The sequence below is a fragment of the Glutamicibacter sp. AOP38-B1-38 genome (assembly GCF_052377485.1).
Taxonomy (GTDB): domain Bacteria; phylum Actinomycetota; class Actinomycetes; order Actinomycetales; family Micrococcaceae; genus Glutamicibacter.
Genome location: NZ_JBQSWU010000021.1, coordinates 1 through 25,788, shown reverse-complemented (window position 1 = coordinate 25,788; position 25,788 = coordinate 1). Strand labels below are relative to the sequence as shown.

The 25,788-nt window shown below is 61.3% G+C and carries 25 protein-coding genes and 1 pseudogene; 9 read left to right on the top strand and 17 right to left on the bottom strand.

The features are described 5' to 3' along the window. Positions 1-12 precede the first annotated feature (12 nt). Together ACT3TP_RS12950 and ACT3TP_RS12945 are read right to left on the bottom strand one after the other, a co-directional pair. The gene (locus ACT3TP_RS12950) at positions 13-1,224 is read right to left on the bottom strand and encodes a thiolase family protein (RefSeq protein WP_444620753.1); all 1,212 of its coding nucleotides are present in this window, start codon (positions 1,222-1,224) and stop codon (positions 13-15) included. Positions 1,225-1,399: 175 nt separating this feature from the next. Then, a complete protein-coding gene (locus tag ACT3TP_RS12945) occupies positions 1,400-2,068 on the bottom strand; it encodes a DUF6318 family protein (protein WP_444620752.1) in 669 nt (222 codons plus the stop codon). Between the two features lie 248 nt (positions 2,069-2,316). Here ACT3TP_RS12945 and ACT3TP_RS12940 point away from each other — a divergent pair. Then, a pseudogene (locus tag ACT3TP_RS12940) lies at positions 2,317-2,979 on the top strand (IclR family transcriptional regulator); the annotation flags it as partial. Positions 2,980-3,919: 940 nt separating this feature from the next. Here the strand turns inward: ACT3TP_RS12940 and ACT3TP_RS12935 are convergent. The 3 genes from ACT3TP_RS12935 to ACT3TP_RS12925 all read right to left on the bottom strand — a co-directional run bounded on the left by ACT3TP_RS12935 (position 3,920) and on the right by ACT3TP_RS12925 (position 7,514). Further along, the gene (locus ACT3TP_RS12935; RefSeq protein WP_444620751.1) at positions 3,920-5,245 is read right to left on the bottom strand and encodes an MFS transporter; all 1,326 of its coding nucleotides are present in this window, start codon (positions 5,243-5,245) and stop codon (positions 3,920-3,922) included. Positions 5,246-5,365: 120 nt separating this feature from the next. Next, a complete protein-coding gene (locus ACT3TP_RS12930) occupies positions 5,366-6,379 on the bottom strand; it encodes a PDR/VanB family oxidoreductase (RefSeq protein WP_102598618.1) in 1,014 nt (337 codons plus the stop codon). 40 nt (positions 6,380-6,419) lie between these two features. After that, a complete protein-coding gene (locus ACT3TP_RS12925; protein ID WP_102598619.1) occupies positions 6,420-7,514 on the bottom strand; it encodes a Rieske 2Fe-2S domain-containing protein in 1,095 nt (364 codons plus the stop codon). A gap of 169 nt (positions 7,515-7,683) precedes the next feature. Between ACT3TP_RS12925 and ACT3TP_RS12920 the strand changes: the two genes are divergently transcribed. Beyond that, positions 7,684-8,265, top strand: coding sequence for a PadR family transcriptional regulator (locus ACT3TP_RS12920; RefSeq protein ID WP_102598620.1), 582 nt, complete (start codon positions 7,684-7,686; stop codon positions 8,263-8,265). A gap of 58 nt (positions 8,266-8,323) precedes the next feature. On the opposite strand, the gene ACT3TP_RS12915 is transcribed toward ACT3TP_RS12920, so the two are convergent. From ACT3TP_RS12915 to ACT3TP_RS12870, 10 genes are all read right to left on the bottom strand, one after another. Next, the gene (locus ACT3TP_RS12915; RefSeq protein WP_102598621.1) at positions 8,324-9,193 is read right to left on the bottom strand and encodes an ABC transporter ATP-binding protein; all 870 of its coding nucleotides are present in this window, start codon (positions 9,191-9,193) and stop codon (positions 8,324-8,326) included. Beyond that, a complete protein-coding gene (locus ACT3TP_RS12910) occupies positions 9,183-9,905 on the bottom strand; it encodes an ABC transporter permease (RefSeq protein WP_441674159.1) in 723 nt (240 codons plus the stop codon). The genes ACT3TP_RS12915 and ACT3TP_RS12910 overlap by 11 nt, the downstream gene beginning before the upstream one ends. A gap of 47 nt (positions 9,906-9,952) precedes the next feature. Further along, the gene (locus ACT3TP_RS12905) at positions 9,953-10,789 is read right to left on the bottom strand and encodes an ABC transporter permease (protein ID WP_102598623.1); all 837 of its coding nucleotides are present in this window, start codon (positions 10,787-10,789) and stop codon (positions 9,953-9,955) included. Further along, on the bottom strand, positions 10,786-11,766 hold the full coding sequence (locus ACT3TP_RS12900; RefSeq protein WP_444620750.1) for an ABC transporter substrate-binding protein: 981 nt from the start codon (positions 11,764-11,766) through the stop codon (positions 10,786-10,788). The genes ACT3TP_RS12905 and ACT3TP_RS12900 overlap by 4 nt, the downstream gene beginning before the upstream one ends. A gap of 83 nt (positions 11,767-11,849) precedes the next feature. Next, complete coding sequence (locus ACT3TP_RS12895) at positions 11,850-12,848, bottom strand: ABC transporter substrate-binding protein (RefSeq protein WP_444620749.1); 999 nt, start codon at positions 12,846-12,848, stop codon at positions 11,850-11,852. A gap of 210 nt (positions 12,849-13,058) precedes the next feature. Continuing rightward, positions 13,059-14,576, bottom strand: coding sequence for an acyl-CoA synthetase (locus tag ACT3TP_RS12890; RefSeq protein ID WP_444620748.1), 1,518 nt, complete (start codon positions 14,574-14,576; stop codon positions 13,059-13,061). A 61-nt stretch (positions 14,577-14,637) separates the two neighbouring features. Continuing rightward, entirely contained in the window at positions 14,638-15,093 is a 456-nt protein-coding gene (locus tag ACT3TP_RS12885; RefSeq protein WP_073707419.1) for a MaoC family dehydratase, read from the bottom strand. A gap of 54 nt (positions 15,094-15,147) precedes the next feature. After that, positions 15,148-16,335 carry an acyl-CoA dehydrogenase family protein gene (locus ACT3TP_RS12880; RefSeq protein WP_444620747.1) on the bottom strand — a complete coding sequence of 396 codons (1,188 nt, stop codon included), beginning with the start codon at positions 16,333-16,335 and terminating at the stop codon, positions 15,148-15,150. Next, positions 16,335-17,225 carry an amidohydrolase family protein gene (locus ACT3TP_RS12875; protein ID WP_444620746.1) on the bottom strand — a complete coding sequence of 297 codons (891 nt, stop codon included), beginning with the start codon at positions 17,223-17,225 and terminating at the stop codon, positions 16,335-16,337. The genes ACT3TP_RS12880 and ACT3TP_RS12875 overlap by 1 nt, the downstream gene beginning before the upstream one ends. 17 nt (positions 17,226-17,242) lie before the next feature. After that, positions 17,243-18,166, bottom strand: a complete 924-nt coding sequence (locus ACT3TP_RS12870; protein WP_444620745.1) for an SDR family NAD(P)-dependent oxidoreductase — start codon at positions 18,164-18,166, stop codon at positions 17,243-17,245. Positions 18,167-18,299: 133 nt separating this feature from the next. On the opposite strand from ACT3TP_RS12870, the gene ACT3TP_RS12865 reads away from it, so the two are divergent. The 7 genes from ACT3TP_RS12865 to pcaC all read left to right on the top strand — a co-directional run bounded on the left by ACT3TP_RS12865 (position 18,300) and on the right by pcaC (position 24,362). After that, a complete protein-coding gene (locus ACT3TP_RS12865) occupies positions 18,300-18,773 on the top strand; it encodes a MarR family winged helix-turn-helix transcriptional regulator (protein ID WP_444620744.1) in 474 nt (157 codons plus the stop codon). 165 nt (positions 18,774-18,938) lie between these two features. Then, positions 18,939-20,135 (top strand): 4-hydroxybenzoate 3-monooxygenase, encoded by a 1,197-nt coding sequence (locus ACT3TP_RS12860; protein WP_444620743.1) that lies wholly within the window; start codon positions 18,939-18,941, stop codon positions 20,133-20,135. A gap of 40 nt (positions 20,136-20,175) precedes the next feature. Further along, a complete protein-coding gene (gene pcaH, locus ACT3TP_RS12855) occupies positions 20,176-21,024 on the top strand; it encodes a protocatechuate 3,4-dioxygenase subunit beta (protein ID WP_444620742.1) in 849 nt (282 codons plus the stop codon). Then, entirely contained in the window at positions 21,025-21,603 is a 579-nt protein-coding gene (gene pcaG / locus ACT3TP_RS12850) for a protocatechuate 3,4-dioxygenase subunit alpha (protein WP_444620741.1), read from the top strand. It abuts the gene before it with no gap. Between the two features lie 145 nt (positions 21,604-21,748). After that, positions 21,749-23,155, top strand: a complete 1,407-nt coding sequence (locus ACT3TP_RS12845) for a lyase family protein (protein WP_444620740.1) — start codon at positions 21,749-21,751, stop codon at positions 23,153-23,155. Continuing rightward, entirely contained in the window at positions 23,137-23,934 is a 798-nt protein-coding gene (locus tag ACT3TP_RS12840) for an alpha/beta fold hydrolase (protein WP_176484144.1), read from the top strand. Before ACT3TP_RS12845 ends, ACT3TP_RS12840 begins: the two co-directional genes overlap by 19 nt. 17 nt (positions 23,935-23,951) lie before the next feature. Then, a complete protein-coding gene (pcaC, locus tag ACT3TP_RS12835; RefSeq protein ID WP_096285469.1) occupies positions 23,952-24,362 on the top strand; it encodes a 4-carboxymuconolactone decarboxylase in 411 nt (136 codons plus the stop codon). An 83-nt stretch (positions 24,363-24,445) separates the two neighbouring features. On the opposite strand, the gene ACT3TP_RS12830 is transcribed toward pcaC, so the two are convergent. Both ACT3TP_RS12830 and ACT3TP_RS12825 read right to left on the bottom strand, forming a co-directional pair. Then, positions 24,446-24,886, bottom strand: a complete 441-nt coding sequence (locus ACT3TP_RS12830; protein ID WP_255248404.1) for an acyl-CoA thioesterase — start codon at positions 24,884-24,886, stop codon at positions 24,446-24,448. A 50-nt stretch (positions 24,887-24,936) separates the two neighbouring features. Further along, the coding region (locus ACT3TP_RS12825) for a hypothetical protein (protein ID WP_444620739.1) at positions 24,937-25,788 on the bottom strand (852 nt) is incomplete at its 5' end.

The following is a 25,788-nucleotide window of genomic DNA, read 5'->3' as shown; positions in this document are numbered from 1 at the left end:
CCTTTCTAAAAGCTACTTGGTTGCGTTCACGTTCTCGACGACGACGGCCAGTCCCTGGCCCACGCCGATGCAGATCGCGGCAAGCCCGTAGCGCTCGCCGGATTCTGCCAGGCGGCGGGCGACGGTGCCCAGGATGCGCAGGCCCGAGGCTCCCAGCGGGTGGCCGATGGAGATGGCCCCGCCCCAGGCGTTGACGATGGCCGGGTCGATATCCCAGGCCCGGATGCAGGCCAGGGACTGGGCCGCGAATGCCTCGTTCAGCTCGACCGCGGCGATATCCGACCACTTCAGGCCGGCCTTGGCCAGAGCCTTGTTGGCGGCTTCCACCGGAGCGAAGCCGAAGAACTGCGGATCCAGCGCGGCAGCGCCGTTGGAGACGATGCGGGCGATCGGGGCGGCGCCCAGCAATTCGCCGCCGCGTTCGGAACCGATGAAGGCCGCCGAGGCGCCGTCGCTCATCGGCGAGGCGTTGCCCGCGGTCACCGTGGCATTCTCTCCGGTGCGGAATACGGTGCGCAGCTTGGAGAGGGTCTGGGCAGTGGAATCGGCACGAATGGTTTCGTCGCGGGTGACTTCGGTACCGCGCTTGTTCGCCGGCGGAACCGGAACTACCAAGTTGCCGTACTTGCCGGCCTGCCAGGCGGCCGCGGCCCGCTGGTGCGATGCCGCAGAGAATTCATCCTGGTCTTCGCGGGAGATGCTGTGCTTCTCGCGCAGCTGCTCGGTGGCCTCGCCCAGCGATACCGTCCACTCCCCCGGCATGGCCGGGTTGACCAGGCGCCAGCCCAGGGTGGTGTTGGCCAGCTCCAGATTGTTCATCGGGAAGGGGCGCTCGGTCTTGGGAAGCACCCATGGAGCACGGCTCATCGATTCGACGCCGCCCACCAGGACCAGGTCCGCGTCGCCGGTGGCGATCTGGCGGGAAGCCGCGATCGAGGCATCCAGCGAGGAGCCGCACAGGCGGTTCATCGTGGTGCCCGGCAGCGAGGTCGGCAACCCGGCGAGCAGGGTGGCCATGCGGGCCACATTGCGGTTTTCCTCGCCGGCGCCGTTGGCGTTGCCGAAGATCGACTCGTCGATATCCGCGACATCCAGCTTGGGAGAACGGGCGACCAGCTCGCGCACCACGTGGGCGGCCAGGTCATCGGGGCGGTGGCTGGACAGCGCGCCGCCGATCTTGCCGAAGGGGGTGCGGATTGCGTCGTATAGGTAGGCCTGCTGCATCGTCTCACTGCTCCATCGCTGCGGTATGTTCACATCGTGAACTTATGTTCGTACAATGAACTTTAGCAGTTGATATCCGTAGCTTCAATAGATTTCTGTTGCGGTCCCACCGGTTCCCCGCACAAAAATACCCCGGCTGCCGAAGCAGCCAGGGCACTTTCCAAGTCACATATCGCTATTGCGCGTTAACCGCGACATTCAACGGCTGCCATCCGGAAGACTCGTCGAACTCTGGATCCTGCACAGCTAGCGAGCAAATGGATCCAATGAAGTTTCCATCCTCGTCATAAGCGATCTCATCCCAATGTTCTTCAAAATCAATGCAGGAAACCGGCTCAATTTCGCTAGTCGCCTTTCCATCTGTACCGAGGACTTGACCAGCGGCTCGCTCTATTCCAAAGCTGGCAAACACAACATTGGGCTCGCCCGGCGATGCTTGATACTTGTCCAGGGTGCTCATGGTTTCAATAACTCTGAATTCGCCTTCGCCAATACTTCCGCCATTGGCATAGGCCTGGTCAGTCTGGGCGATTAGCTCCTGGCACAAGGTGCAGTCCGCTGCCGAGAAACCCTTGAGTGCGGCGGTGTCACCGCTCGCCACCGCATAATTCAGCAGCTGTACCCAATACTCCACGGCACCTTCCAGCCCTTCCTCGGATTTCTCGCTGAGGACCGCCGGGCGCTGCGGAACTTCGGCATTTTGCTCCGGGGAGCTCGGCGTGGGCGACACCGTGCCAGCAGAAGGATCACCGGCCCCTCCCTGGGATGCACTGACGCAACCGCTGGCTGCCAGCGTCAGTGCAGCTATCAAAGCTGCAAGCTTTACTTGATGATTCCGAACCATTGCCGCCGCCTTCTTGGAGTTTATTCCGCGTTCGAAAACGACCTTACATCAAGCATTTCGATAATACGACCACTATTCAAATAACGTTTTCGCTACTCTTTTCAATGAGAATTGCTGGAAAAATTCCACGTTAACTCTGGATGAACAAGGGAAATTCGGCGCGATAGCGAACCCTGCTTGCACTAAAGCGCAGAGCCGCTCACCTGGATGCAGGAGAAGCGAAGCAGCCACTGCCCTAAAATAGTTCCATGGCCAATTCGCCCAGTGGGGACTCTATGCTGGACCGCTTGGTTCGGATCCTGAATTCTTTTGATCTCAACAATCAGTCGCTCAGCGTCAGCAGCCTGGCTCGGCGTGCCGACATCCCCAAAGCAACCATGTACAGGTTGCTCGATGACTTGGTATCCCATGACTTGCTGGCGCGAGACGGGTCTGGCCAGGTGCGGCTGGGTTTGCGCCTTTGGGAATTAGCCAATCGAAGCGCTGCCACCCAGGACCTTCGCACCGCGGCATTGCCGTTCATGGAGGACATCAACCAGCTGCTGGGGCAAAATACCCAGCTCTCGGTACTGCACCAGGACGAGGTGCTGATCATCGAGCGTCTCTCGCGGCCGGGCTCCGTTGTCAATCAGGCGAATGTCGCCGGACGCATGCCTGTGCACCGAACCTCGATGGGCATGGCACTTTTGGCCTTTTCACGGCCGGAAACCATTCACGGGTTCCTGGAACGCCACCACGAACTGATGACCGCCACCCATCCTGAACTCCGCGCAGAAATGGCGGAAATCCGACGCAACGGATTCGCCTCGTTCGACGGATTCATCGACCCGGAAACCACCGGTGCCGCCGCCCCGATCCTCGACGAGGCGGGCTATCAGGTTGCGGTTATTTCGGTGGTTGTTCCCCGCGACTCCGGAACACTGCAGTCCGCAGCCCTGGCGCTACGCACCGCAGCCCGGGGCATTTCCCGTGCGATGCATTTGGGCGACAGCCGCTAGGCACAATCAGGATCCCGCTGTTCGATATACGCGCTACATCCACTGGCAATGCAAGCAGTCAATGGCTTCCGAGACCATCGCGCTTCTCCGAACTCCTTGTGGAGTTGATGCCACCAATGAATTGGTCTGCGTTTCTTCCGACAATGGGCGGAAAACAAGTGGTTGGTTGCTCTCCGATCTCGGTTTCGAGCGAGATAACGAGGTAGCTCCAGATCAAGTAATGTGTTGAGATCTTCCGGGATGAAAATGTCGTAGCTAGGGCCATTCTGATTTCCACCATCCAACGGCACGGACTACTTCAGTTCCCGACTCATCCACGGGTGCACTATCCGAAAAGCATTCAGCCCAGGCGCATTTCGTGCATCATCACCGCCAGGCAGACCTGGCCGGCCGCTCTTGCCGCCAAGCAACCGGACACTGCCTTGCCCAAACAGGCAGGTTTCATCCCCGAGCTCTTCCTGAGGCGCGGCTCGTCCCCAGAGTCCAAGAGCGGATCTGTTCATGATGAAGAGCCAAGCCGGCTTCGTCTCGATGGCAAGCCCTCCAGTGTTGTCCACGTGCGACCGAGGATTTCGTTTGAACCCGGACGCCGCACACCATCCACGTGCCGGCCATGATTGGATGGGATCCATCGTGGTCCTTCTAATTCGTTTGCCTTCTGGAACCAGGACCTCCCAAGCCATTGCCTGCAGCGCCATTCCTTGGCCAGTACCCGCCCAGATCCGAGATGGCCACTGCGAATCAAAGACTGACCGCTCCCCGACTAAACGCGCCATTAAAACGCTACTAAACGCGCCATTAAAACGCTGAAGGGGCGAAGCCCGTTGGCGCCGCCCCTCCGCTGAGAAATGTCCTAGCTGACGGAATTCGTGCTTGCCGAATCCGAAGTTTCCCTCTCCGGGGCGTGAGGCGACGCGCCGCCGCGCAGCATCATTAACGCAACTGCCGCGCACAGCACCACAATGCCTACGCCCAGGTACAACTGGGCGGCGGTCCACGAGGCGTCAAGCAGGCTGCCGGCAGCCAGTGGAGCCAGGATCGCGCCGAAACGGCCGATGCCAATAGCCCAGCCAACGCCGGTTCCACGCCACTGCGGTGCATAGGAGGACGGCGTCAATGTGTATAGGCCGGCTACGCAACCGTTAATGAGCATGCCAACCAGAACACCCAGGACGAAGGCCAGTGCAAGGATGCCTGCCGCCGAGATGAACACCACCATGAGCACTGAGGAAAGTACAGTGAACGCAATGAGCACCTTGCGAACGGCCCACTTGGTGGTCAAAGCGCCGAAGAGCAGGGAACCGAAGGTGCCACCGAGGGTCAGCATCAGGCCGCCGACCACACCTTGGCTTTCGGTCATGCCCGCGGTTACCAGCAGCTTCGGGGTCCAGCTATTCACGAAGTAGAAGCCGAACATCACCGCGAAGAAGGCCACCCAGATCACCACGGTCACCCGGCGTGTATCCGGTGCGAAGAGCGCAAGGACTGCGTTGCGGCTTCGGCCAGATGCGGAGTCGCCCTGTTCTGGCAGGGCCACGTTCTCGGCACCCAGGTGCATCTTGCGTGCCAGCTTGCTCAGCTTCTCGGCGGTTCGCGCAGTACGCCGGGTCAGCAGGAAGTCAACGGATTCGGGGACGACGGCCAGCAAAGCCAGGAAGGCGACCATCGTCAGCACTCCTCCGAAAATGAAGACCGAGCGCCAACCGTAATGGGCCTGCAGCGAGACCGCCGCCATGCCGCCCAAGGTGGCGCCGACTCCGTAGCCGGCGGTGTAGATGCTGACCGCCATGCCTCGCCAGCGTCCATTGGAGTATTCGCTGGTGATCACGTTGGTGCACGCCAGAATGCCGCCGACTCCCAGGCCGGTGACGATACGCCAGATGGCAAGGCTCGCCATGGAATCCGCGGTGGCGGAGAGGAACATGCCCAGCGATGCCAGCGCGGTGGTTGCCAAGAGCATCGGACGGCGTCCGAACAGGTCGGCGAATGGAGCCAGGAACAATGAGCCGGCGGCCATGCCAAAGAGGCCTGAGCTGAGCAGTACGCCCAGCTGGGCGCCGTTCAACGAGAATTCTTCGGAAACCTGGTTTGAGGTAAAGGCCATGGCCAACACATCAAAACCGTCGAGGGCGTTCAAGAAGGTGCAGACTGCGACGACGAGCCATTGAAAGGCCGACATCGGTGAATTTTCAATTCTCTGTTTGATGTCCATGGGGAACTATCTCCAGTTTTGGGGTGCACCAAGCCGCCCGCGAAACCATTTCGGTCCGCCGGAGAGGGTGCCAAGATGGGAAATTTGCTAGTTCGGTTCGATGGTGACCACGGCGGGTCCGCCGGTGCGGGCGGCATCGGCCTTGGCACCGGTCTGCGAGGTAATGGCTCGCGAAACGCAGCAGTTCATCTTGCTCGACTGGCGTTTCTGCCGTTCGGAGTAGAACACGTCGCGGTGGTCAATCCGTCCGGTGATTTCGGTAATGCGCACCTCGCACAAACCGCATTCGCCCTTGCGGCAGTCGGACATCATGTCCGCACCGGCGTCCTCCAAGGCTTCGAGCATGGAGCGCCCTTGGGGAACGGTCACTTCCAGGTTCAGCTTGGGAACCCGGACAATGAATTCCTCCGGGTCGTACCAGCCCGAGTTGCCAAAGGTTTCATAGCGCAGCGCCGATGGATCCAGCTCGAGTTCTGCCCAGCCACGTCGAACTGCATCCATCAGCCGGATCGGCCCGCACATGTACAGTTCGGTTTCCTCGCCGGCACGTTCCAGCAGCTCGTTGACCGACAGGGACGTGCCTTCATCGTCCACGTGCACTTCCAGCCGAGAACCGTGTTCCGCCTCCAGCTGTGCCAAGTAGGCCATGGCCGAACGCTTGCGGCCGGCAAACACCAGTGTGTAGTCGGCATTCAAACGCTTGAGCACTGAAGCCATATTCGCCATGGCGGTAATGCCGACACCGCCAGCCAGGAGGATGTAGTGCTTGGCACCCACGCGTAGCGGGAAGTTCTGCAATGGCTGGGTGATCTGCAACCGGTCTCCCACTGCCAGCTCATGCATATAGGCCGATCCTCCACGGGAGAGCGGAGCCTTGAGTACGCTGATCACCAGCGTTGTTCCGTCGGCGCTCGACTCGACCACAGAGTAGGAGCGCTTGGCATCCTCTGCGTTGATTTGCACCTTCAAATCTATGTGCGAGCCAGGCTCGGCTCGCTTTGGCAGCTGCGGGGCAAGCTCGATGCGCTTGATCCCATCGGCCACGTCTGCGATGCCGGTGACTTCCGCTTCCTGCCAGACTTCAATATTTGTCGCTGCCATTGCGTTGGCACCAACCTTTCAGTTTGAGCGCGGGAGCCGGCTAGGCGCGGACGGACTGGTTGGCTTCGGCGGCGAGCATGCCGTCAAGAATGCGGCGAACCCACATGCCGCCGGCATCGATGTTCAGGTTGTAGAACTCGTAGTCCGGGTTGGCATCAATGGCTTTCTGCTGGGCCTTGAGCATCGCCTCGTCTTCGCCGAAGACCCCATGCACCCCATCACGCAGCTGGGTGGTGATCAGCTGGCTGTCCAGGCAGTAGTTGCGCATGAACGCCCAGAAGTAATGCGAGGAACGATCAGTTTCCGGGGTGATCGTGTTCATGACGAAGCCATTGACTCCTTGGCTGCGGTCGCCTTCAGGCGCGCCGGTTCCAGCCTTGGCTACGCCGACGTCAATGGTGATCGTTGCCGGCGCTTCGAAGTGGATGATCTGCCAGCGGTCCACCTTGCCTTCGAAACCCGGGAACTTGTCGCGCATGTTCTTCAGCCAGAATGGCGGTGCGTCGATATTATGCATCCAGCGGGTGACGGTGACCTTGTTGCCTTCATGAGTGGTGATGAATTCCGAGTCGCTCAGCTCATCCTGGCCAATCGAGGAGGAATGCACGAATTCCTCATGGGTCAGGTCCATCAGGTTGTCCAGGATCAGCTGGTAGTTGCAATCGGCGGCAATGGTCATGCCGTCGCCTGCCCATTGTTCGGAAGACATCTGGTGCATGTCCGGGACCAGCTCCGGGTCGGCCAAGGTGGGGTCGCCCATCCAGATCCAGACATAGCGGTAGCGCTCAACAATAGGGAAGGAAGGAACAGTAGCCGAAGGATTGATGGTTTCCTGGGCAGGCATCGAGACGCACCGGCCAGCGGAGTTGTAGACGATGCCGTGGTATGGGCACTGCAACCCGTCCTTTCCCACGGTCTTGCCCATGGATAGCGGAGCCAGGCGGTGCCAGCAGGAGTCAGCCAGTGCAACGGCCTTGCCATCTTCGGTGCGATACAGGGCAACCGGGCGCTTGGCAATGGTGCGCGACATCGGCTTGCGGGTGACCTCGTGATCCCAGGCGGCTACGTACCAGGCATTCAGCGGATGGTCCATGATCTTGGCGGTGGTGGTGCTCTTGGCGGCAACCTCGGTCATGACGGTCCTCTCGATTGCGGACCCGGCAGTGCTCGGCGATGGCGGATCCAATATGTGGTTTGCCCAAAGGCGGAATATGAGAAACTATCTATGCACATAGATAGTTTGCATGCCATTAGACTAGCTATATAGATAGTGATACGCAACACATTTCTGGAAAGGGGCGGTTTTGAGTCTTCGCAACGCGCTGCTTTCACTGCTGACAGTTGAACCAATGACCGGCTATGACCTGTACAAAGTCTTCGAATCGTCGGTCGGGCACGTCTGGCACGCCCCGGATTCGCAGATCTACCCCGAGCTGAAACGCATGGAATCCGAAGGTCTCATTGCAGGGCAGGATGTGCCCTGGGGTCCACGCGGAAAGAAACGGCAATACACCATCACCCGGGATGGCGTCACCCAATTCAAGGATTGGATGAACACGCCCCTGGAGTACGCACGCACCCGCGATCCCGCGCATCTCAAGGCTGCCTACCTGGAATGGGCGGAACCCGAGGCCGCGCGCGAGCAGATGCGCGGACATATCGCTCATCACCGGTCATTGCTCAACCAATGGCAAGAACGCATCGCGGAATTGGAGCAAGGCAGCAACTCCATGCTCACCAAGCGCTTGAAGAACACGCCGCGCGAGGAGTGGGAAGCCACGGTTGCCTACAAGCGATTCACCTACGAAGGCCTGATCGCCCGGGCAGAAGCTGAAATCCAGTGGGCTACGCGCGGGCTGGAACTCATCGACCTGCTGAACCCCTAAACGCTGCCGGCCGGCGCCATAAAGCCGCCGACCCGGCACGGATCGGCGGCTCAGAGCGCTACTTGGGATTCGTCAAGAACTTCGTCTTGGCCTCTTCGGGCCGATGCCCTTGCTTGGCCTTCTGGATTTCCGCGTAGACATGGTGGCGAAGCTCGGTGAATCGCGGCAGCGACCGGGTTTCCAGCTGGTCGCGCTCTGCCGGCAGATCGATCAGGATATCCTCCTGCACCACGGTTGGCGAAGAAGACAAGATGATCACGCGCTGGCCCAGGTAGATCGACTCGTCGATGTCGTGGGTTACGAACAGCACGGTGACCCCCAGCTTCTTCCAGACATTGCGGATCAGGTCCTCGAGGTCTGCGCGGGTCTGCGCATCAACGGCCGCGAATGGCTCATCCATCAGCAATACCTCTGGCTGGTAGGCCACCGCGCGGGCGATCGCCACGCGCTGCTGCATGCCGCCGGAGAGCTGCCACGGGTAGGACTTGGGCACATGGCTCAGCCCCACGGCTTCCAGCGCATCGTCCACCAATTTCTTGCGTTCGGCCTTCGGGACGCCGGCGTTCTTCAGCGGCAGTTCGACATTGTCCGCCACGCGCAGCCACGGGAACAGCGACCGGCCGTATTCCTGGAAGACCACGGCCATTTTCTTCGGCGGTCCGGTGACTTTCTGCCCGTCCAGCAGCACCTCGCCGCTGGTGGCGCCCAGCAAGCCGGCAATGCACTTGAGCAATGTGGTCTTGCCCGAACCGGAAGGGCCGACCAGGCACACCAGCTCGCCATGCCCCAGGTCAAAGGTGAGGTCCCGGACCGCTTCGATATCGCCGCCGTCGGTGTGGTAGACCTTCTTCAGCCCCCGGACCGAGAGCAGCGCTTCGCCTTCTGGCAGGGTGCGCCCGCCGGCGGTTCCATTCTGGCTAGACAGCATTTTCAACCTCTTTCAGACCGTTGTACCAGCGCAGGACGCGGCGTTCGATCCACTGGAATATAAATGACATGATGACCCCGATCAGGCCCAGCACCACGATGCCGGACCACATTTCCGGTACGGCGAAGGAACGCTGGAACTGGACGATCGCGAAGCCCAACCCGGAGGAGGATGCGAACATCTCGGAGATGACCATAAGGATCAGCCCGATCGACAAGCACTGGCGGATGCCAGCCATGATGGTCGGGGTGGCGCTTGGCAGCACCTGGTAGCGAATCCGGGCTAAACCGCTGATGCCATAGGAGCGGCTGGTTTCGTTCTGCACCGGATCGATGGCGCGAACGCCCTCAATGGTGTTCAGCAGCACCGGCCAAATCGCGCCGGAGATAATCACCGCGATCTTCATGCCGTCGTTAATGCCAACCAGGAGCATCAGCACCGGAATCAGCACCGGCGGCGGCAAAGCACGGAAGAACTCGAACACCGGTTCGGTAATTGCCCGGGCGGTGCGGTTCATGCCGACGAGCAACCCGAGCAGCACACCGAGCACAATGGCCCCGAGCACGCCGAGAACCAGGCGCTGGACGCTTGGCAGGACGTCGGTGAACATGCGTTCGCCAACCCAGGTCTCGATGAAGGTCTTGGCCAAGTCTGCCGGGGTAGGAACGAAGAAGCTCGCTCCACCAAGGGTTGCCGCGACCCACCAGAGGATGAGCAGAACCGGCAATGCCAGAATGAAGGAAATCGACTTCAGGAGTTTCATGCGGCGTTCTCTCCCCGGACTGAGGCGTGCCAGGAAAGCACGCGCTTTTCGATGATGCGCATGCACAGGTTGATTGCTACGCCCAGCAGGCCGGTGGCAACAATCAGCGCGTACATTCCGGCGATTGCGCCGCCTGACTGCGCCAGCTGGATTTCCTTGCCCAGACCCGGTGCGCCGATGATCAGTTCCGCAGTAATCGCCAGGATCAGTGCCACGGCAGCGCCCAGCCGGATGCCAGTCATCAGGTAAGGGAGCATGGTCGGGAAGATGACGTCGCGGATGCGCTGGATCCGGGAGAATCCATAGGATCTCGCGGTCTGCATCGCCACGTTATCCACGTCTGCAACTCCATAGAGCACCTGGATCAGCACCTGCCAGAAGCAGGCATAGATGATCAGCATCAGCGAGGATTCGATTTTCGTGCCGAACAAAAGCACCGCAAGCGGGATCAATGCCACCGACGGAATTGGACGCAGGAACTCGATGGTGGAGTTGGTCGCACGACGCAGGAAGCTCGACATGCCGATTACCAAGCCCAGTACCAGCGCCAGCAGCACCGCTGCGGCCAGGCCGATGAACCATGCCAGCATGGTTTCCCCCACCGCGACCCAGAAGGCGGTCAAGGCAAGATCAGCGAACAGCGTCAGCAGCACTTCGGAGGCGGGCGGCAGGTAAGCCGCCTCGACAATTCCAAGAGCCGGGACCAGTTCCCAGATCCCCAGGAAGATCACGATGCCAATCAATCCCCAAAAGCCATTGGGGAATTTCGAGCCCGATTTCCTGCGCTTGGCTTGGCGCGCCTCAGCCGGCGCTGTGCTAGTGATGGCACTCATGGCAGGAGCTTCTCCAGGTCGACTGGCTTGGACAAGGTGCCATAGCTCAGTGCCGCATCGCCGAGTTCTTGCACGGCCTCGCGGTTGAAGCCAGGCCGGAAGCGCGGCAGCACCATATCGGCGCGGACCTCCTCGTTGATCTTGGTGTAGGTTCCGACAACTTCGCGGACCTCGCCAGGGTTCTCCTGCGCATACTGAAGCGACTTGTCCATCGCCTTGGTGAACTTCTCGGTCACCTCGGGATTTTCTTGGGCGTACTGCGCAGAAGTGAAGTAGCCGGCAACATCTAGCTCCGGATCGAATTCGGCGAAGTTCGCAGAGAGCATTTTCGCTCCGGCATCCAAGGCCGAACTCTGGAACGGCTCCAGGATCCAGGCGGCATCGACGATGCCGTTTTCCAGTGCAGCAGGAGCATCGGGGAAAGGAACCTCGACGAACTCGATGCTTGCCGGGTCTCCCCCGTCTTCTTCGACAATTGACTTGATGGTGGTATCGCCGATGTTCGACAGGTTATTGACCGAGACCTTCTTGCCGGCCAAGTCCTTGGGCGAAGAAATCTTGGCACCATTTTTGACCAGCACGGACCCGACGTCGGATTTCACATCACCTGTGGTGGAGATGCCATTGGCGACGAACTTCATGTCCAGTCCCTTGTCGTTGGCGACCATTACCGAGATCAGATTGGAGAAGGCGAAGTCATAGCTCCCGGATTGGATACCCGGGACGATAGCCGAACCGCCAGTTGCGGTTTCAATTTCCAAGTCCAGGCCTTCTTCAGCGAAGAAGCCCTTGGATTCTCCCAGCCAGATTGGTGCGGTATCGACGATGGGGATTACCCCGACGGTGATTTTTTCCAGCGAGCCATCTGATCCTGCAGCATCTTCCCCGGCCGAGCCGCCGCTAGGCGAACCGGAGCTGCAGGCAGCAAGCGCGAGGACTGATAGCGAAGCGAGTGCGAGCTTGAGCGAGTGTTTCATGGCAACTACCCCCAATTGAGTGTCATTGGTGCTGCGGCGTCCGGAATCCGGAACCGCAGCAGCAATAGCGTGAAGTTGTGGAATTACTTGGCGATGAGGTTGTTCATGTCTGGGGCCTTCTCCAGGAATTCGAACTTGGCGGCCAGATCTCCGAGCTTTGCCAGTTCCTCAATTGGGGTTTCCGCTTCCCAGGTTTCCATGAGCAAGCCTTCGGCTACCTTGGCATCCATATTGATGAAGTCTGGCAACATGGCCCTGGCGGCATCCGGATCACTATCGGAGGCCGGCAGTACTTCCGCCATAGCTGACTTCCACTTGGAAATGACTTCCGGATTCTCTTCAGCGAACTGGCCGCTGGTGAACGTCACCATGGTTGGCAACCCCGGAATTGCTTCTTGGTTTGGATAGCCAAGCAGTTCGTTGTCCTTGTCGCCCAAAGCACGCGAGAGGAACGGCTCTGGAAGCCAGACAGCGTCAACGTTGCCGCGATCCAACTGCGCCTCCATATCCGGGAAAGGCATTTCGCTGAACTTCAGGTCTTTCGGATTGGCTCCAGCCATTTCTGCGGATTCCATAATCGTCAGGTCGCCCTGGGTACGCAACGCGTTGACCGATGTGGTTTTTCCAGCCAGATCTTCCCAGCCGCCGATGCCCGAGTCCTTGCGCACAACTACTCCATTGACGTCCTCCCCATCAGCCTTGGAAGCGGAATAGCCGGTGAGGATCTTCATGTCCAGGCCTTTGTCCGCAGCGGTCATCACCGATAGCGGATTGCCCACGGCAATGGCCAATTCTCCGGTGGATACCGCTGGGAGCATCGCCGCACCGGCGTTGGAAGTGCTCAGTTCTACATCCAGGCCATGCTTTTCAAAGGTCCCGGCGTCGATGCCCTGCTGCACTGCAACCGACGGTGCGATTGGCAGAATGCCTACGGTGATTTTGGTGAGCGAGCCATCCTCGGCGGCGGCGGATGTGCTTCCCTCTGATTCCGTCGAGCCGGACAGCGAACCTCCGCCACAGCCCACCAGGCCGAGTGATAGGACCGCCGCGCCTGCAAGCAGTGTAGACCAGCGCTTATTCATGTTTCCCCCTAGAAAGCCAGTGCCCCGGTCCCCATTGGCGGACCGCGAATTGCGTGTGATTTGAGACACATATCCAGACTAGATCAATCATTGAAAAAGTCAATGGTTGATCTTATAACGATTTAACTTCAGGGATTCCTGGCCAGATCCTGACCGATGGCCAACGCGTTCCAGCTCGGACGCTTCCGGAAGCGCCCGGGCTGAGAATCCTCAGCTGTACTGCTTGCGCAGATCCGCTTTGCGGATCTTGCCGCTGGCCGTGCGAGGCAGTTCCTCGAGGAATACTGCTGTACGCGGAATCTTGTAGCGTGCCAACCGGCCATCGAGATGTGCCACGATGCCTTCTTGGGACATTGAGCTGCCGGGCTTGAGCACGACGATTGCGCGCGGCACTTCGCTCCATTTGTCATCCGGGATCCCGATGACAGCGACAGACTCGACTTCGGGCAGCTCCATGATGGCTTGCTCGACTTCTGCCGGATAGATGTTCTCTCCGCCGGAGATAATCATGTCCTTCAGGCGGTCCGAGATGAACAGGAAACCCTCCTCGTCCACATGCCCGATATCCCCTGAACGGAACCAGTCGGGTTCGTAGAATGACCCGGCCGTCGCTTCGGGACGGTTCCAGTATTCCTTGATGACGTTGGGACCGCTGATCAGGATTTCGCCGACCTCGCCGGCGGGCAATTCATTGCCCAGTGAATCGGCGATACGGATATCGGTGAAGAAGTGCGGCAAGCCGGCCGAACCCATTTTCGGACGCGAATGCACCGCCTGCAGCAACGTGGCCCCCGGCGCGGTTTCGGTCAGCCCGTACCCGCCGCTGAATCCCAGTCCGCGGGCTTCGTAGGCTTCCAGCACGCGCAGCGGCACGGCCGAGCCGCCGCAGGTGAGCATCTGCAGCGAGGATAAGTCCGTGTTCGCCCAATTCTCATGCTCGGCCAGCAGCTGGAAGGTGGTTGGCACTCCCGAAAGCTGAGTGACCTGGTAGCGTTCCACAGCATCCAGGACCGCCGCTGGTTCGAAACGCTCCTGCAGCACAACGGTTCCGCCCTTGAGCAGCACCGGCAGTGCGCCCATGCCCAGTGCCGCCACATGGAATAGCGGAGCGATGAGCAGGACCACCGATGTGCTGGTGATGTCGTAGTCCACGATGACATTGTAGGAATTCCATGTCATGTTCGCGTGGGTGAGGACCGCGCCCTTGGGTGTGCCTGTAGTGCCCGAGGTATACAGGATGATGGCTGGGTCTTCGAGTTCCACGGCCAGGTCCGGGTGGGTTGCCTCACCGGCTTGCAAGGCCCGCTCGTAGGAGCTGTCTACGCAGGGGATCAGCGCGACTTCCCATGCCTGGTTCACCGGACTGCCCTCAATTGCCGCTTTCGCTTCAGCGGTGAAGTTCTCGACATAGACCAGCACTTCGCTGCCCGAGTCGCGCAAGGCGAAGTTCAGTTCCCGCGGAGCCAAGCGCACATTGAGCGGAACGAACAGCGCCCCGAGCTGCGTGGCAGCGAACATGGTCTCCAGGTAGGCGGCGTGGTTGGCGCCGAGGAACGCCACCCGGCTGCCCCGGACAACGCCCTGGGCCGCCAAGGCGCTGCTGAGCCTGTCGATGCGTTCGGCCAGCTGGGCGTAGCTCAGGCTGACCCCCGCATGGATCACCGCATCCTGCTGCGCGGACTTCACCCGGCGCCGGTGGATCCAGTTGCCAAACCCCTTATTCAACATCTGTCACTCTTTTCGTTAGGTCGATCGATGCGGTGCAGCACAGGCCCAGCAGTGCTGCGCGCTAGGCGTAGAAGCGGTAGATCCCGCGGGAGACGACGGCCGGTTTCGTGCCGCCCTCCACCTCAACCACCTGGTCCACAGCGATCTGGTAGCCGCCCTTGACCTCTTCCACCTCGGCGATTTGAGCCTTCATGCGGACCTTGGAGCCCACTGGCACGGGCGATGGGAAACGGACTTTTTCCAGGCCGTAGTTGACCTTGGTCTTCACGCCGGTGACGTCGAAGAGCTCGCTCCAGAAGGCGATCTGGAGGCTCAAGGTCAAGTAGCCGTGGGCGATCGGACCGCCGAAGGGGCCGTCCTTGGCCTTTTCCGGATCGGTATGGATCCACTGGTGGTCATCGGTTGCGTCAGCGAAGGTGTTGACCTGCTCCTGCGTGACCACGCGGTATTCGCTGTAGCCCAAGTCCTTGCCCTCAGCGGTGGCGAGGTCTGCGTAATCCAAAATGGTCGGTGCCATGGTATTTCTCCTGATGTTGTAATGGTTGATTGCTAATGAGCTGTGCTGCAGAAGTCAGCGGAAGGCGCTGACGCCGGTAATGGCCCGGCCGATGATCAGCGAATTGATCTCATGGGTGCCCTCGTAGGAATAGATGGCTTCGGCATCCGCGTGATGGCGGGCCACGCTGTTCTCCAGCAAGATCCCGTTGCCGCCGCATACTTCCCTGGCCAGCGCCGCGGTCTCGCGCAGCATCCGGGCCGTGAACATCTTGGCCATCGCCGAATTCTCGTCGCGGTAGATGCCCGCTTCCTGCTGCTGGGTCAGCCGCACCACCATGGCCAGGCAGGCGGTGGCATTGGAGAGCATATGCGCCAGCTTTTCCTGGATGAGCTGGAAGGAGCCCAGCGGCTTGCCGAACTGGCTGCGCTTGGCGACGTAGTCGCGGGCCGATTCATATGCACCGAAGCACACGCCGGTGGCAATCCAGGCGACATCCGAGCGCATATTGCGCAGGCAAGCCGCGACGTCCGCGAAGGAGTTGATCCTTTGCAACCGGGCCGAAGCCGGGACCCAGACTCCGGACAGCGCGATGTCCGCGTTCTGCATGATGCGCAGGCTGGTCTTGCCCGGGATCTTGCTAATCTTCACGCCGGGTGCATCCGTTGGCACGAGGAAGCACTTGACCTGGGAGTCGGCCTCGTCGCGGGCGAAAACTGCCAGCACATCTGCCTGGCTGGCGCCGCCGATCCAGCGTTTTGCCCCGTTGATCAGCCAGCCGTCTTCCCCGCTGCGCTGCTCCTGCTTGGCTGAGGTTGCCAGCCCGCCGGCGATGTCCGAGCCGTGCTCCGGCTCGGTCAGGGCAAACACGCCCTTGTAGGCGAAGGACGTGATCTGCGGTTCCAGCTGCGCCACCTGCTCTGGGCTTCCGCCGAGATTCACGGTGGTGCGGAAGAGTCCCGACTGCGCGTTGTAGAAGGTGGCGACCGAGGCATCCATGCGACCCAGCTCGAAGTTACGGAAACCGGCATAGAGGCCCGAGGGACGCTCACCGGCCTGGAGGACTTCGGCTGGTTCCATCAGCTGGGCGTCGACCAGCGGCGCGACAATCTGCTCCGGGAATTCCCCGCACTCCCAGTACTCGTCGAGCACCGGGCGCACGTGCTCTTCCAGCAAGCCGCGCAGGCGCGACAGCGCGCTGCGCTCGGCCTCGCTGAGCAGGTCCCTGAATCCGTAGAAGTCACTGGTGGCAACGGCTTCCATCAGCCCTCCACCCCCAGCACGCGCATCGCGTTGCCCTTCAGGATTCCCGGACGGACCTCATCCTTCAACTCCAGCTGCGCGAATGCGTCCAGCCATTTCTGCGGAGTGATCAGCGGGAAGTCGGTGCCGAACAGCAGCTTGCGCGAAAGCACGTTATTCCCCATCTTCACCAGCGAGGCCGGGAAGTACTTGGGGCTCCAGCCTGAGAGGTCGATGTAGACATTCGCCTTGTGCGTGGCAATCGAGTTCGCCTCGTCCTGCCACGGCACCGAAGGGTGCGCCATGATGATGATCAGGTGCGGGAAATCCGCGGCGACATCGTCCAGCAGCAGCGGATTGGAATAGCGCAGCTTGATGCCCCGCCCGCCGGGAAGCCCTGCGCCCATTCCATTCTGACCGGTGTGGAAAATGCAGGGCAGGCCCAGTTCCTGCAGCGTCTCCCAGAGCGGGTAGAAGCTCTCATCGCTCGGGTCGAAGCCCTGCAATGACGGATGGAACTTGAAGCCGCGCACTCCCAGGGTTTCTGCCTGGTACCGCGCGTCGTCGATCGCCGGCTGCCCGCGGCGAGGATCCACCGAACCGAAGGGAATCAGCACGTCATTGTTCCGCGCGCAGCCTTCCACCAGGTCGTCGATGGAGTTCGGCTCATGGCCCAGTGCGGTGCGCGCATCAACGGTGAAGACCACCGCTGCCATCTTCTGCTCGCGGTAGAGCTGCGCAATGCTGTCGATGGACGGGGTCCGGTCTTCCGACTTGAAATACGCCGCCGAGGCCTCGAAGAGATCTTCCGGCATGGCCTTGTGGCCGCATTCATCGACTTCAAGATGCACGTGCATATCGATGGCATCCAAAGCCGCGAAGTCGACTCCTAATTCATAGCGTGCAGTCATGGGTTTTCCTCCGGAGGTTACTTGGCTGGTTCCGGACGGAGTTCCTCAGGAAGCTCCGGGAACTTCTCGCCTACGGACTGCTGGTTGCCCGCGAAGGGGAACCGCTCCTGAAGTGTTGCATAGTCCCAGCCGCCGTCGTTGAATTCCGATGCGATCGCCTCCGGGTGGCTCCACAGCTGCAGGCGGTCGCCACCGGCGCCAATGACCTGGCCAGTGATGCCGCCTGCTTCCTCGGAAGCCAGGAATGAGATCAGTCCGGCCACATCGTCTGCGGTGCCGAAGCCCAGGTCCTTGCGGAAGAAGTCAGGCATGGCCTCACCGCGCTCGTCGGCCTCGACGGCCTTGGCGAAATACGGAACGGTCTTGGTCATCTCGGTGGCAGCCACCGGGATGACTGCGTTGACGGCAATGCCGGCGCGCTTCATTTCCAGCGCCCAGGTACGCACCATGCCCACAATGCCGGCCTTGGCTGCTGAGTAGTTGGTCTGCCCGAAGTTGCCGCGCTGGCCGGTAGGCGAACCGATGGCAATAATGCGGCCGCGGATATCGTTCTCCTTGAAGTAGGCGTAGGCCTCGCGGACGCAAGTGAAGGTGCCACGCAGGTGGACGTTGATGACCAGGTCGAAATCCTCATCGGTCATCTTCAGCAGCGACTTGTCGCGCAGCACCCCTGCATTGGTCACCAGGATGTCCAAGCGGCCGAAGTTCTCGACTGCGCCAGCCACCAGCGCCTTGGCGGCTTCGGTGGAGCCGACGGCCGCGACGATGCCGGCGGCTTTGCCGCCGGCTGCGGCAATGGAGGAAACTGCAGCTTCCACAGCAGCTGGGTCAACATCGTTGATGATGACCGCCGCGCCCTGGCGAGCCAATTCTTGCGCGTAGCTCAGACCCAGTCCGCGTCCGCTTCCGGTGACGATGGCAACTTTTCCTGCTAGCGACATGAGTTCTCCATTTCAATGGGTGTTTCGATTGCTCCCCCTTGGTAGAAAGTGGGAACCTTGACTACATACATAAGATCTTTAATCCTTGAGAAAGTCAATGGTTTATTTTTTCATGAAAAGTGGGGATAGTGGAGTGAGCAATAAAATCACCGCCAAATCAGCGAAGGAAGAACAGTTCATGAAATGCGATCTCGTGCAGGAGCTGAACTTCCTGGTGGCGCGCATGCGCTCCCTGGGATCAAGCCGGGCCAACCAAGCACTGAAGCCCCTGGGCTTGAAGGTGCGGTCCTACTCGGTGCTCTCGCTGGCCTGCAGCGACATCGTGCCAACCCAGCGCGATCTGGCAGAATTCCTGGCCTTGGATCCCAGCCAGATCGTCCCTCTGGTGGACGGCTTGGAATCCAGCGGGCTGGTCACGCGCATGCCGGATCCCAAGGATCGCCGCTCCAAGGTCATCGTGGCCACGGACGCCGGGCGCGAGCTCTACGCGCAGGCCAGGAAGGTTACCAAGGCGAACGAAAATGAAACCCTCGAGGCGCTCACCCCCGATGAACGTCTCCAGCTGCGCGACCTGCTATCCCGCGTGGCGTTGGCCGAAACGCAGTAGCCATTCCTTGATTATTCTCATTCATTGAGAACGTGGCTGTCGGCCAGGTCACCTGCATCGCATGCTTGTGGAAGTTCCCCGATACTTCCCTCGGCCAGCTGACCCGGCCCGGCAACGCAGCCGGCCGCGCGGGACATGGCCCAGACGACAGCAAGGCAAGGTCCCATGGTCCAGAATCCACGCATCCTCAAGACCAAGGTCGGCATCATCGGCGGCGGTCCGGCCGGGCTCATGCTTTCGCATCTGCTGGCCAAGACCGGCATCGATAACATCGTCGTGGAAATGCGCGACCACGAAACTATCCGCAATACGCATCGCGCCGGAATCCTCGAAGCCCAAGCGGTGCAGATGCTCACCGAGTCGGGCGTCGACGGCCGCGTGCTCACCCACGGCGACGAGCACGCCGGCATCGACCTGCGCTTCAATGGCGAATCCCACCCGCTGGACTTCCGCGACCTGGTGGACGCCACCGTCACCCTCTACGCGCAGAACGAGGTGTTCGTGGACCTGTCCGCGGCCCGCCACCGCGACCAGGGCGACGTGCGCTACTCCTGCGAGGTCACCGAGATCCTCGACATGGAGACCACCACCCCGAAGTTCCGCTTCACCGACGCCGAGGGCACCGAGTTCGAAGTGCACGCTGATGTGATCGTCGGTGCCGACGGCTCGCGCTCCTTCGCCCGCCGCCAGATGCCCGAGACCGTCAAACAGGACTTCAAGGTCGCCTACCCCTTCGCCTGGTTCGGCATCCTCACCGAAGCGCCGAAGTCCGCACCCGAGCTGATCTACGCCAACTCCCCGCATGGCTTCGCGCTGATCTCCCAGCGCAGCGAAACCGTGCAGCGCATGTACTTCCAGTGCGACCCGAACGAGGACGTGAACGCCTGGAGCGATGACCGCATCTGGGCCGAACTGCAAAAGCGCGTGGACGGGCCGGACAACTTCCAGCTGGAAACCGGGCCGATCTTCGACAAGACCGTGCTGGGCTTCCGCTCATTCGTGCGCGAACCGCTCTCCCACGGGCGCCTGTTCCTGATCGGCGACGCCGGGCACACCGTCCCGCCCACCGGAGCCAAGGGCCTGAACCTGGCCTTCGCCGATGTGAAGGTGCTCTTCGAGGCGCTGGATTCCTACTTCTCCACCGGCAGCGACCAGCTGCTGGAAGGCTACTCGGACCTCGCGCTGAAGCGGGTGTGGAAGGCACAGAACTTCTCCTACTGGATGACCTCCATGCTGCACACCCCGGTGGGCGGCGACCCGTTCATGGCCAAGCGCGCCCTGGGCGAGCTGGAAACCGTCACCTCTTCGCGGTTCGGCCAGCAGTACCTGGCCGAGTCCTACACCGGCTGGCCCCACGCCTAGAACCTCTAACCATCCTCCGCACCTTAGAAAGGAGCCCGCAATGAGCACCGAAACCGCACCGCAGGACCGCACCGAAGCCGAGTCCTTCAACAACTCGCATCTTCTGGACCCTGCGGCAACCACCGCCAGCCAGGAAGAAATCAGCGGCGAGATCGCCGATCTCCACGAGGCCTACCGCCAGGAGGTCCTGGCCGGCAAGAAAGCCGAAACCCAGCCGCGCATCGACTTCGCGCCCTACCGCTCCTCGCTGCTGCGCCACCCGACCAAGAACCTGCACCACGCAGACCCGGAAACCATTGAGCTGCACTCCCCTGCCTTCGGCCAGCGCGACGTGCATGCGCTGGAATCGGATCTGACCATCCAGCACAACGGCGAGCCGATCGGCGAGCGCATTGTCGTTGCCGGCCGCGTGCTCGATGGCGATGGCCGCCCGGTGGCCGGCCAGCTGGTGGAAATCTGGCAGGCCAACGCCGCCGGACGCTACATCCACAAGCGCGACCAGCATCCGGCCCCAATCGACCCGAACTTCACCGGCGTGGGACGGGCGATCACCGGCCCGAACGGCGAATACTCCTTCACCACCATCAAGCCGGCACCCTACCCGTGGAAAAACCACCACAATGCCTGGCGCCCGGCGCACATCCATTTCTCGCTGTTCGGCACCGACTTCACCCAGCGCATGATCACCCAGATGTACTTCCCGGGCGATCCGCTGTTCGCGCTGGATCCGATCTACCAGTCGATCACCGATGCGAAGGCCCGCGAGCGCCTGGTCGCCACCTACGACCATTCGCTCACCAGCCACGAATGGGCCACCGGCTACAACTGGGACATCGTGCTCACCGGCAGCAACCGCACCTGGATGGAAGACGAAGAGGGAGAGCACTAAATGGCACAGGCACCTGAACTGAAACTCGTCCCGACTCCGGGACAGACCATTGGCCCGTTCTACGGATACGCGCTGCCCTTCGAGAAGGACAACGAGCTGGTTAGCCAGGCCAATCCCCGCTCGGTGCGCCTGCACGGGGTCATCACCGATGGCAAGGGCGAGGTCATCCCGGACGCGCTGCTGGAAATCTGGCAGGCCGACGAGCACGGCAATGTCGTCTCGCGCGATGGCTCGCTGGTCCGCGACGGCTACACCTTCACCGGGTGGGGCCGCGTGGCGGTGGACAACGTCGGGCATTACACCTTCACCACCGTGAACCCGGGCGCCACCGAAGCGGGCAAGGCACCGTTCATCATGCTCACGGTCTTCGCCCGCGGACTGCTCAACCGGCTGTTCACCCGCATCTACCTGCCGGAGGACACCGAAGCGCTGGCCGCTGACCCGCTGCTGGCATCGCTGAGCGAAGCAGAACGCTCCACGCTGATTGCCACCCGCGAAGCGGACGGCTCGCTGCGCTTCGATATCCGGCTGCAGGGCGAGAACGAGACGGTGTTCCTCTCCTACCCGCGTGAAAGCTAGGAAATTCCAAGCCACCCCGCTGGATTGCCCCGGCGCCCGCACTGTTACGGGCGTTGGAGCACCCGGCGGGGTTCTGCCCGTTGCCGGGCATTAGAGTTCTAGATAGACGGCTTACACGCTCAACAGCTAAGAATCGAGGCACCGAATGGATGGCGCAGACTACGGCGTACTGGCCCCCACATGGGCTGGTACTGCGGCAGCGGCCCTGGCCAGCGATGCGGCTTTCGTCCAGGCCATGCTGGATGTTGAGGCCGGTTGGGTGCAAGTCCAGGCTGAAGCAGGCCTGTGCACCGGCCAAGACGCGCAGGCCGTTCGGGCAGTGTCCAAGGTAGAGCGCTACGATCTGGCCTTGCTGGCTTCCAAAACTCCTGATGGAGCCAATGCCTTGATCCCGCTCTTGGGCATGATGCGCGAGTTGCTCAACGCCGATGGTGCGCCAAAATCTGCAAGTGCCTCATTGCACCGCGGGGCCACCAGCCAAGACATCATCGACACCGCCTTGATGCTGGTTCTGTCCAAGACTGCCGGCCAGACGTTGGCAGATTTGCGCCGTGCCGCGCAGGGACTGGCTCACCTGGCGCAGGCCAATCGCGGGACGATCTGCATTGCCCGCTCGCTGACCCAGCACGCGCTGCCAACCACTCTTGGATGGAAGGCTGCCAGCTGGCTTTCGGCCGTGCTCAGCGCCGAGCAGCAGCTGGAATCCGCATCGAAGCAGCTGTCCCTGCAGTGGGGCGGCGCAGTGGGAACCCTCGCTTCCCTCGAGCAGTTCCTGTCGAGCCGAACCGGGGCACCAGCGACCAGCCAGCAACTGAGCACGGATTTGGCGCGCTTGATGGGCTTGTCGGATCCTGGCACCCCATGGCACACCAACCGGATGCCCATTGTGCAGATCGGTTCAGCACTGGCCGCAACCATTGCCGCACTGGGGACCTTCGGCGCAGATGTGCTTACCGCCTCCCGGCCGGAAATCGGCGAGCTGTCCGAACCACGCGAAGCCGGTAAGGGCGGGTCCTCGGCCATGCCGCAAAAGCAGAATCCGGTACGTTCGATACTGCTGCGCAATGCTGCGTTCAGCTCCCCCGGGTTGCTCTCCACGCTGTTCACCGCTGCCGGCACCGCCGTAGATGAACGTCCGGATGGCGGCTGGCACTCCGAATGGAACGCACTGCGCGAACTGGCCCGGTTGGCTTCGGGCGCAGCGTTCCATGGGTCTTCCCTCGCCAACGGGCTCATCGTAAATCTTCCAGCCATCGAGCGGAACCTCGCACTGGGCGGGGATGCTGTGCTCTCCGAACGCCTCGCTACCGTTCTGGCTCCGTTGGTCTCCGGCGGCAAGCCCGCCATCCAGTCGCTGGTGCGCCGCAGCCTGGAGGATGATATTTCCCTGCGCGAGCTATTGCGCTTGGAAATACCAATGCATGATCTGAGCGACCAAGACCTCTTCGAATTACTAGATCCCGCCGGCTACCTCGGTGCCGCGGATCGTTTCACCGAAACCGTACTCGCCGAATACTCGGCACGGAAGGAACTATGGCAGTCCCACAATTAACCCCCTCCCTGTTGCACACCAACAAGGAACTTCCCACCCTCATCGTTGGCCCGTCGCTGGGCACCGCCGTCCTGCCGCTGTGGGCCCCGGCATTGCCTTACCTCAAGGAAAAGTTTCAGGTCATCGCCTGGGACCTTCCGGGGCATGGCGAAAGCAAGCCATCCACCGAAGCATTCTCCCTGTCTGAGCTGGCCACCGGTGTCACCAAGGTAGTCGAAGCACTGCGTGCCGATGGCATTATCGCCGAAGGCAGCAAGCTGTACTACGCCGGTGTGTCACTCGGCGGCGCCACCGCGCTGCAACTGGCCGTGGACTACCCGGGTTACTTCAACGCACTGTCTTCCATCTGCTCCGCAGCGAAGATCGGCACCCCCGAGGGCTGGACCGAACGTGCCGAACTGGTGGCCAAAGCCGGAACCCCGACCATGGTCGCCGGGTCCGCCGAACGCTGGTTCGCACCCGGATTCATCGAGAAGGAGCCGGTGATCTCCACCGACCTGCTGCACAGCCTGCAGGACGCGGACCGCTTTGCCTACGCACACGCCTGCGGCGCGCTGGCCGGTTTCGACGTGCGCGAACAGCTGATCGCAACCACCGATCCGATCATCGCCGTCAACGGCGCACAGGACCAGGTCTGCCCTCCAGCGGACGCTCAGTTCATCGCCGAAAATGCACCCCACGGAACCATGGCGGTCATCGATTCCGCAGGTCACATGGCCCCGGCCGAAGCACCCGAAGAGACCGCAGCCTTGCTGGCTGAGTTCTTCTTGGCCAATTAATTAAGAGAGCCGCTGATATGCCTGATTCACAACGACTGCCCGGCGATGCCTACGACGCGGGAATGGAGGTTCGCCGCGAAGTACTCGGCAACGAGCACGTGGACCGCTCCACCCAGAATTCGAACGAGTTCACCGACGAATTCCAGGAAATGATCACCCGCTACGCCTGGGGCACCATCTGGACCCGTGACGGCCTGCCGCGCACCACGCGCAGCGCCATCACGCTGACCGCCATGATTGCCGGCGGTTACTGGGAAGAGCTTGAAATGCATGTGCATGCCGCCCTGCGCAACGGAATGACTTCCGAGGAAATCAAGGAAGTCTTCCTGCAGTGCGCCATCTACTGTTCGGTCCCGGCAGCGAATGTCGCGTTCAAGATTGGCAAGAAGGTCTTGGATGAGTACGCCGCGCAGGACCCCGCAAAGTAGCGGTTCGCGCCAACACCGGCCAGTGGCCCCAAGAGAATCAGTAGATTCACTTGGGGCCACTGCTCATTTACGCTGGGTAGGGCTTAGGCGTGCGAGTCAATCACTGAGTTTTCAAGCCAAACCCGTTCGAATTCGCTCAGGGCCCTGGAGGACTTGCCATCCGCGGCCAAAGGCACCATCACCGTTGTCGAGTCGAAGACCGGATGACCCTCCTGATAGCCGATCCCGCGTACGCTGAAGGATTTGGTCCCGATGCGGGTAATCCCCATGCGGATCAGCATTTCCGGCTGGTAGTAGAGCGGGCGCAGGTAGTCGACCTGGATCGAGGCGACGACCGTGCCGAATTCGAAGCGGCCGGTTTTGCCGTCTTCACGAGTCCAGCGAATGCGTGCCTCTTCCATCAGCGTGACGATGCGGGCATTGTTCACATGCCCCAATGCGTCCTGATCCGACCAGCGCAATTGCAGCAGGATCTCGGTAGCAGCGGCCAGGTTTTCGGATTTCGCTTCAGTCATAGCTTCCATTGCACCAGATTTCCGGCCGTTCAGCTGCGCCCGTGACCTGCTCATGAATTCTATTGTCCCGTCGTGCAAACCCAACGGCGCGCCTCGCTGTTTGTATCCAGGCAGCTCCAATTCACGGGTTCCGCATAGAATCTGATTTCATCGGTGAACCAATAGGTCTTATCCGGGTCCCATCCGGCGATCGCGCTGGCGAAATTTTCGTCTACTTCAAGGCATTCTCCGGCAAGGCCCAGATATCCGGCCACGCTCAGATGCACGCCGTCGTAGTGCTGCGCGACCAGCGACCAGTCGGGCATCACCCAGGAGCCGTCGCGGCCGGTGGTTCGATACCAGTCATGGCGTTTGCCCGCGGTGACCTCGATGCCGTATTTGCGGCACAACCGAACCCAATCGGCGGCAAAAGAGATCTCCAGTATCCGCACCGAGGGCGGCACGCTCGCCGCTCGGGTCACCGCTTGTTCCCAGCCGAAACCGTCTTCGACGCAGCTCAAGCCCAACGGCTGTTTGTCGGCGAAAATTCCGCTGGTGGCCACGAGGTTCATGCTGGGCATTGACCACCAATCGCCACCGAGGTTTGCGCTGGCCGGTGTCGGCTTTTCGGCGGCGAAACGTGCCTCGGTCAGGATCAGCAGTTCCTTCCAGCGCTTGAGCTCGTTGGCCACGCTGCGGTCTGCGAGTGTCACCGAAGCGCTGGGATCTAGTTGATCAAATTCCACGTGAAACTGTGAGCGCAGATCGACGGGCGCACACCACCATTGCGCATTGCCGGAGTCCGCAATGTGTCCAGCGATTCGTTGCAGCGGCTCCGCGAGCACCGGCGCGGCCAACAGCGTGTCCTCGCCATCCGGTTCCTGCCAGTATCTGGCAGCATCGACTGAGCGTTCCAGCGCCGCCTTCAGGAG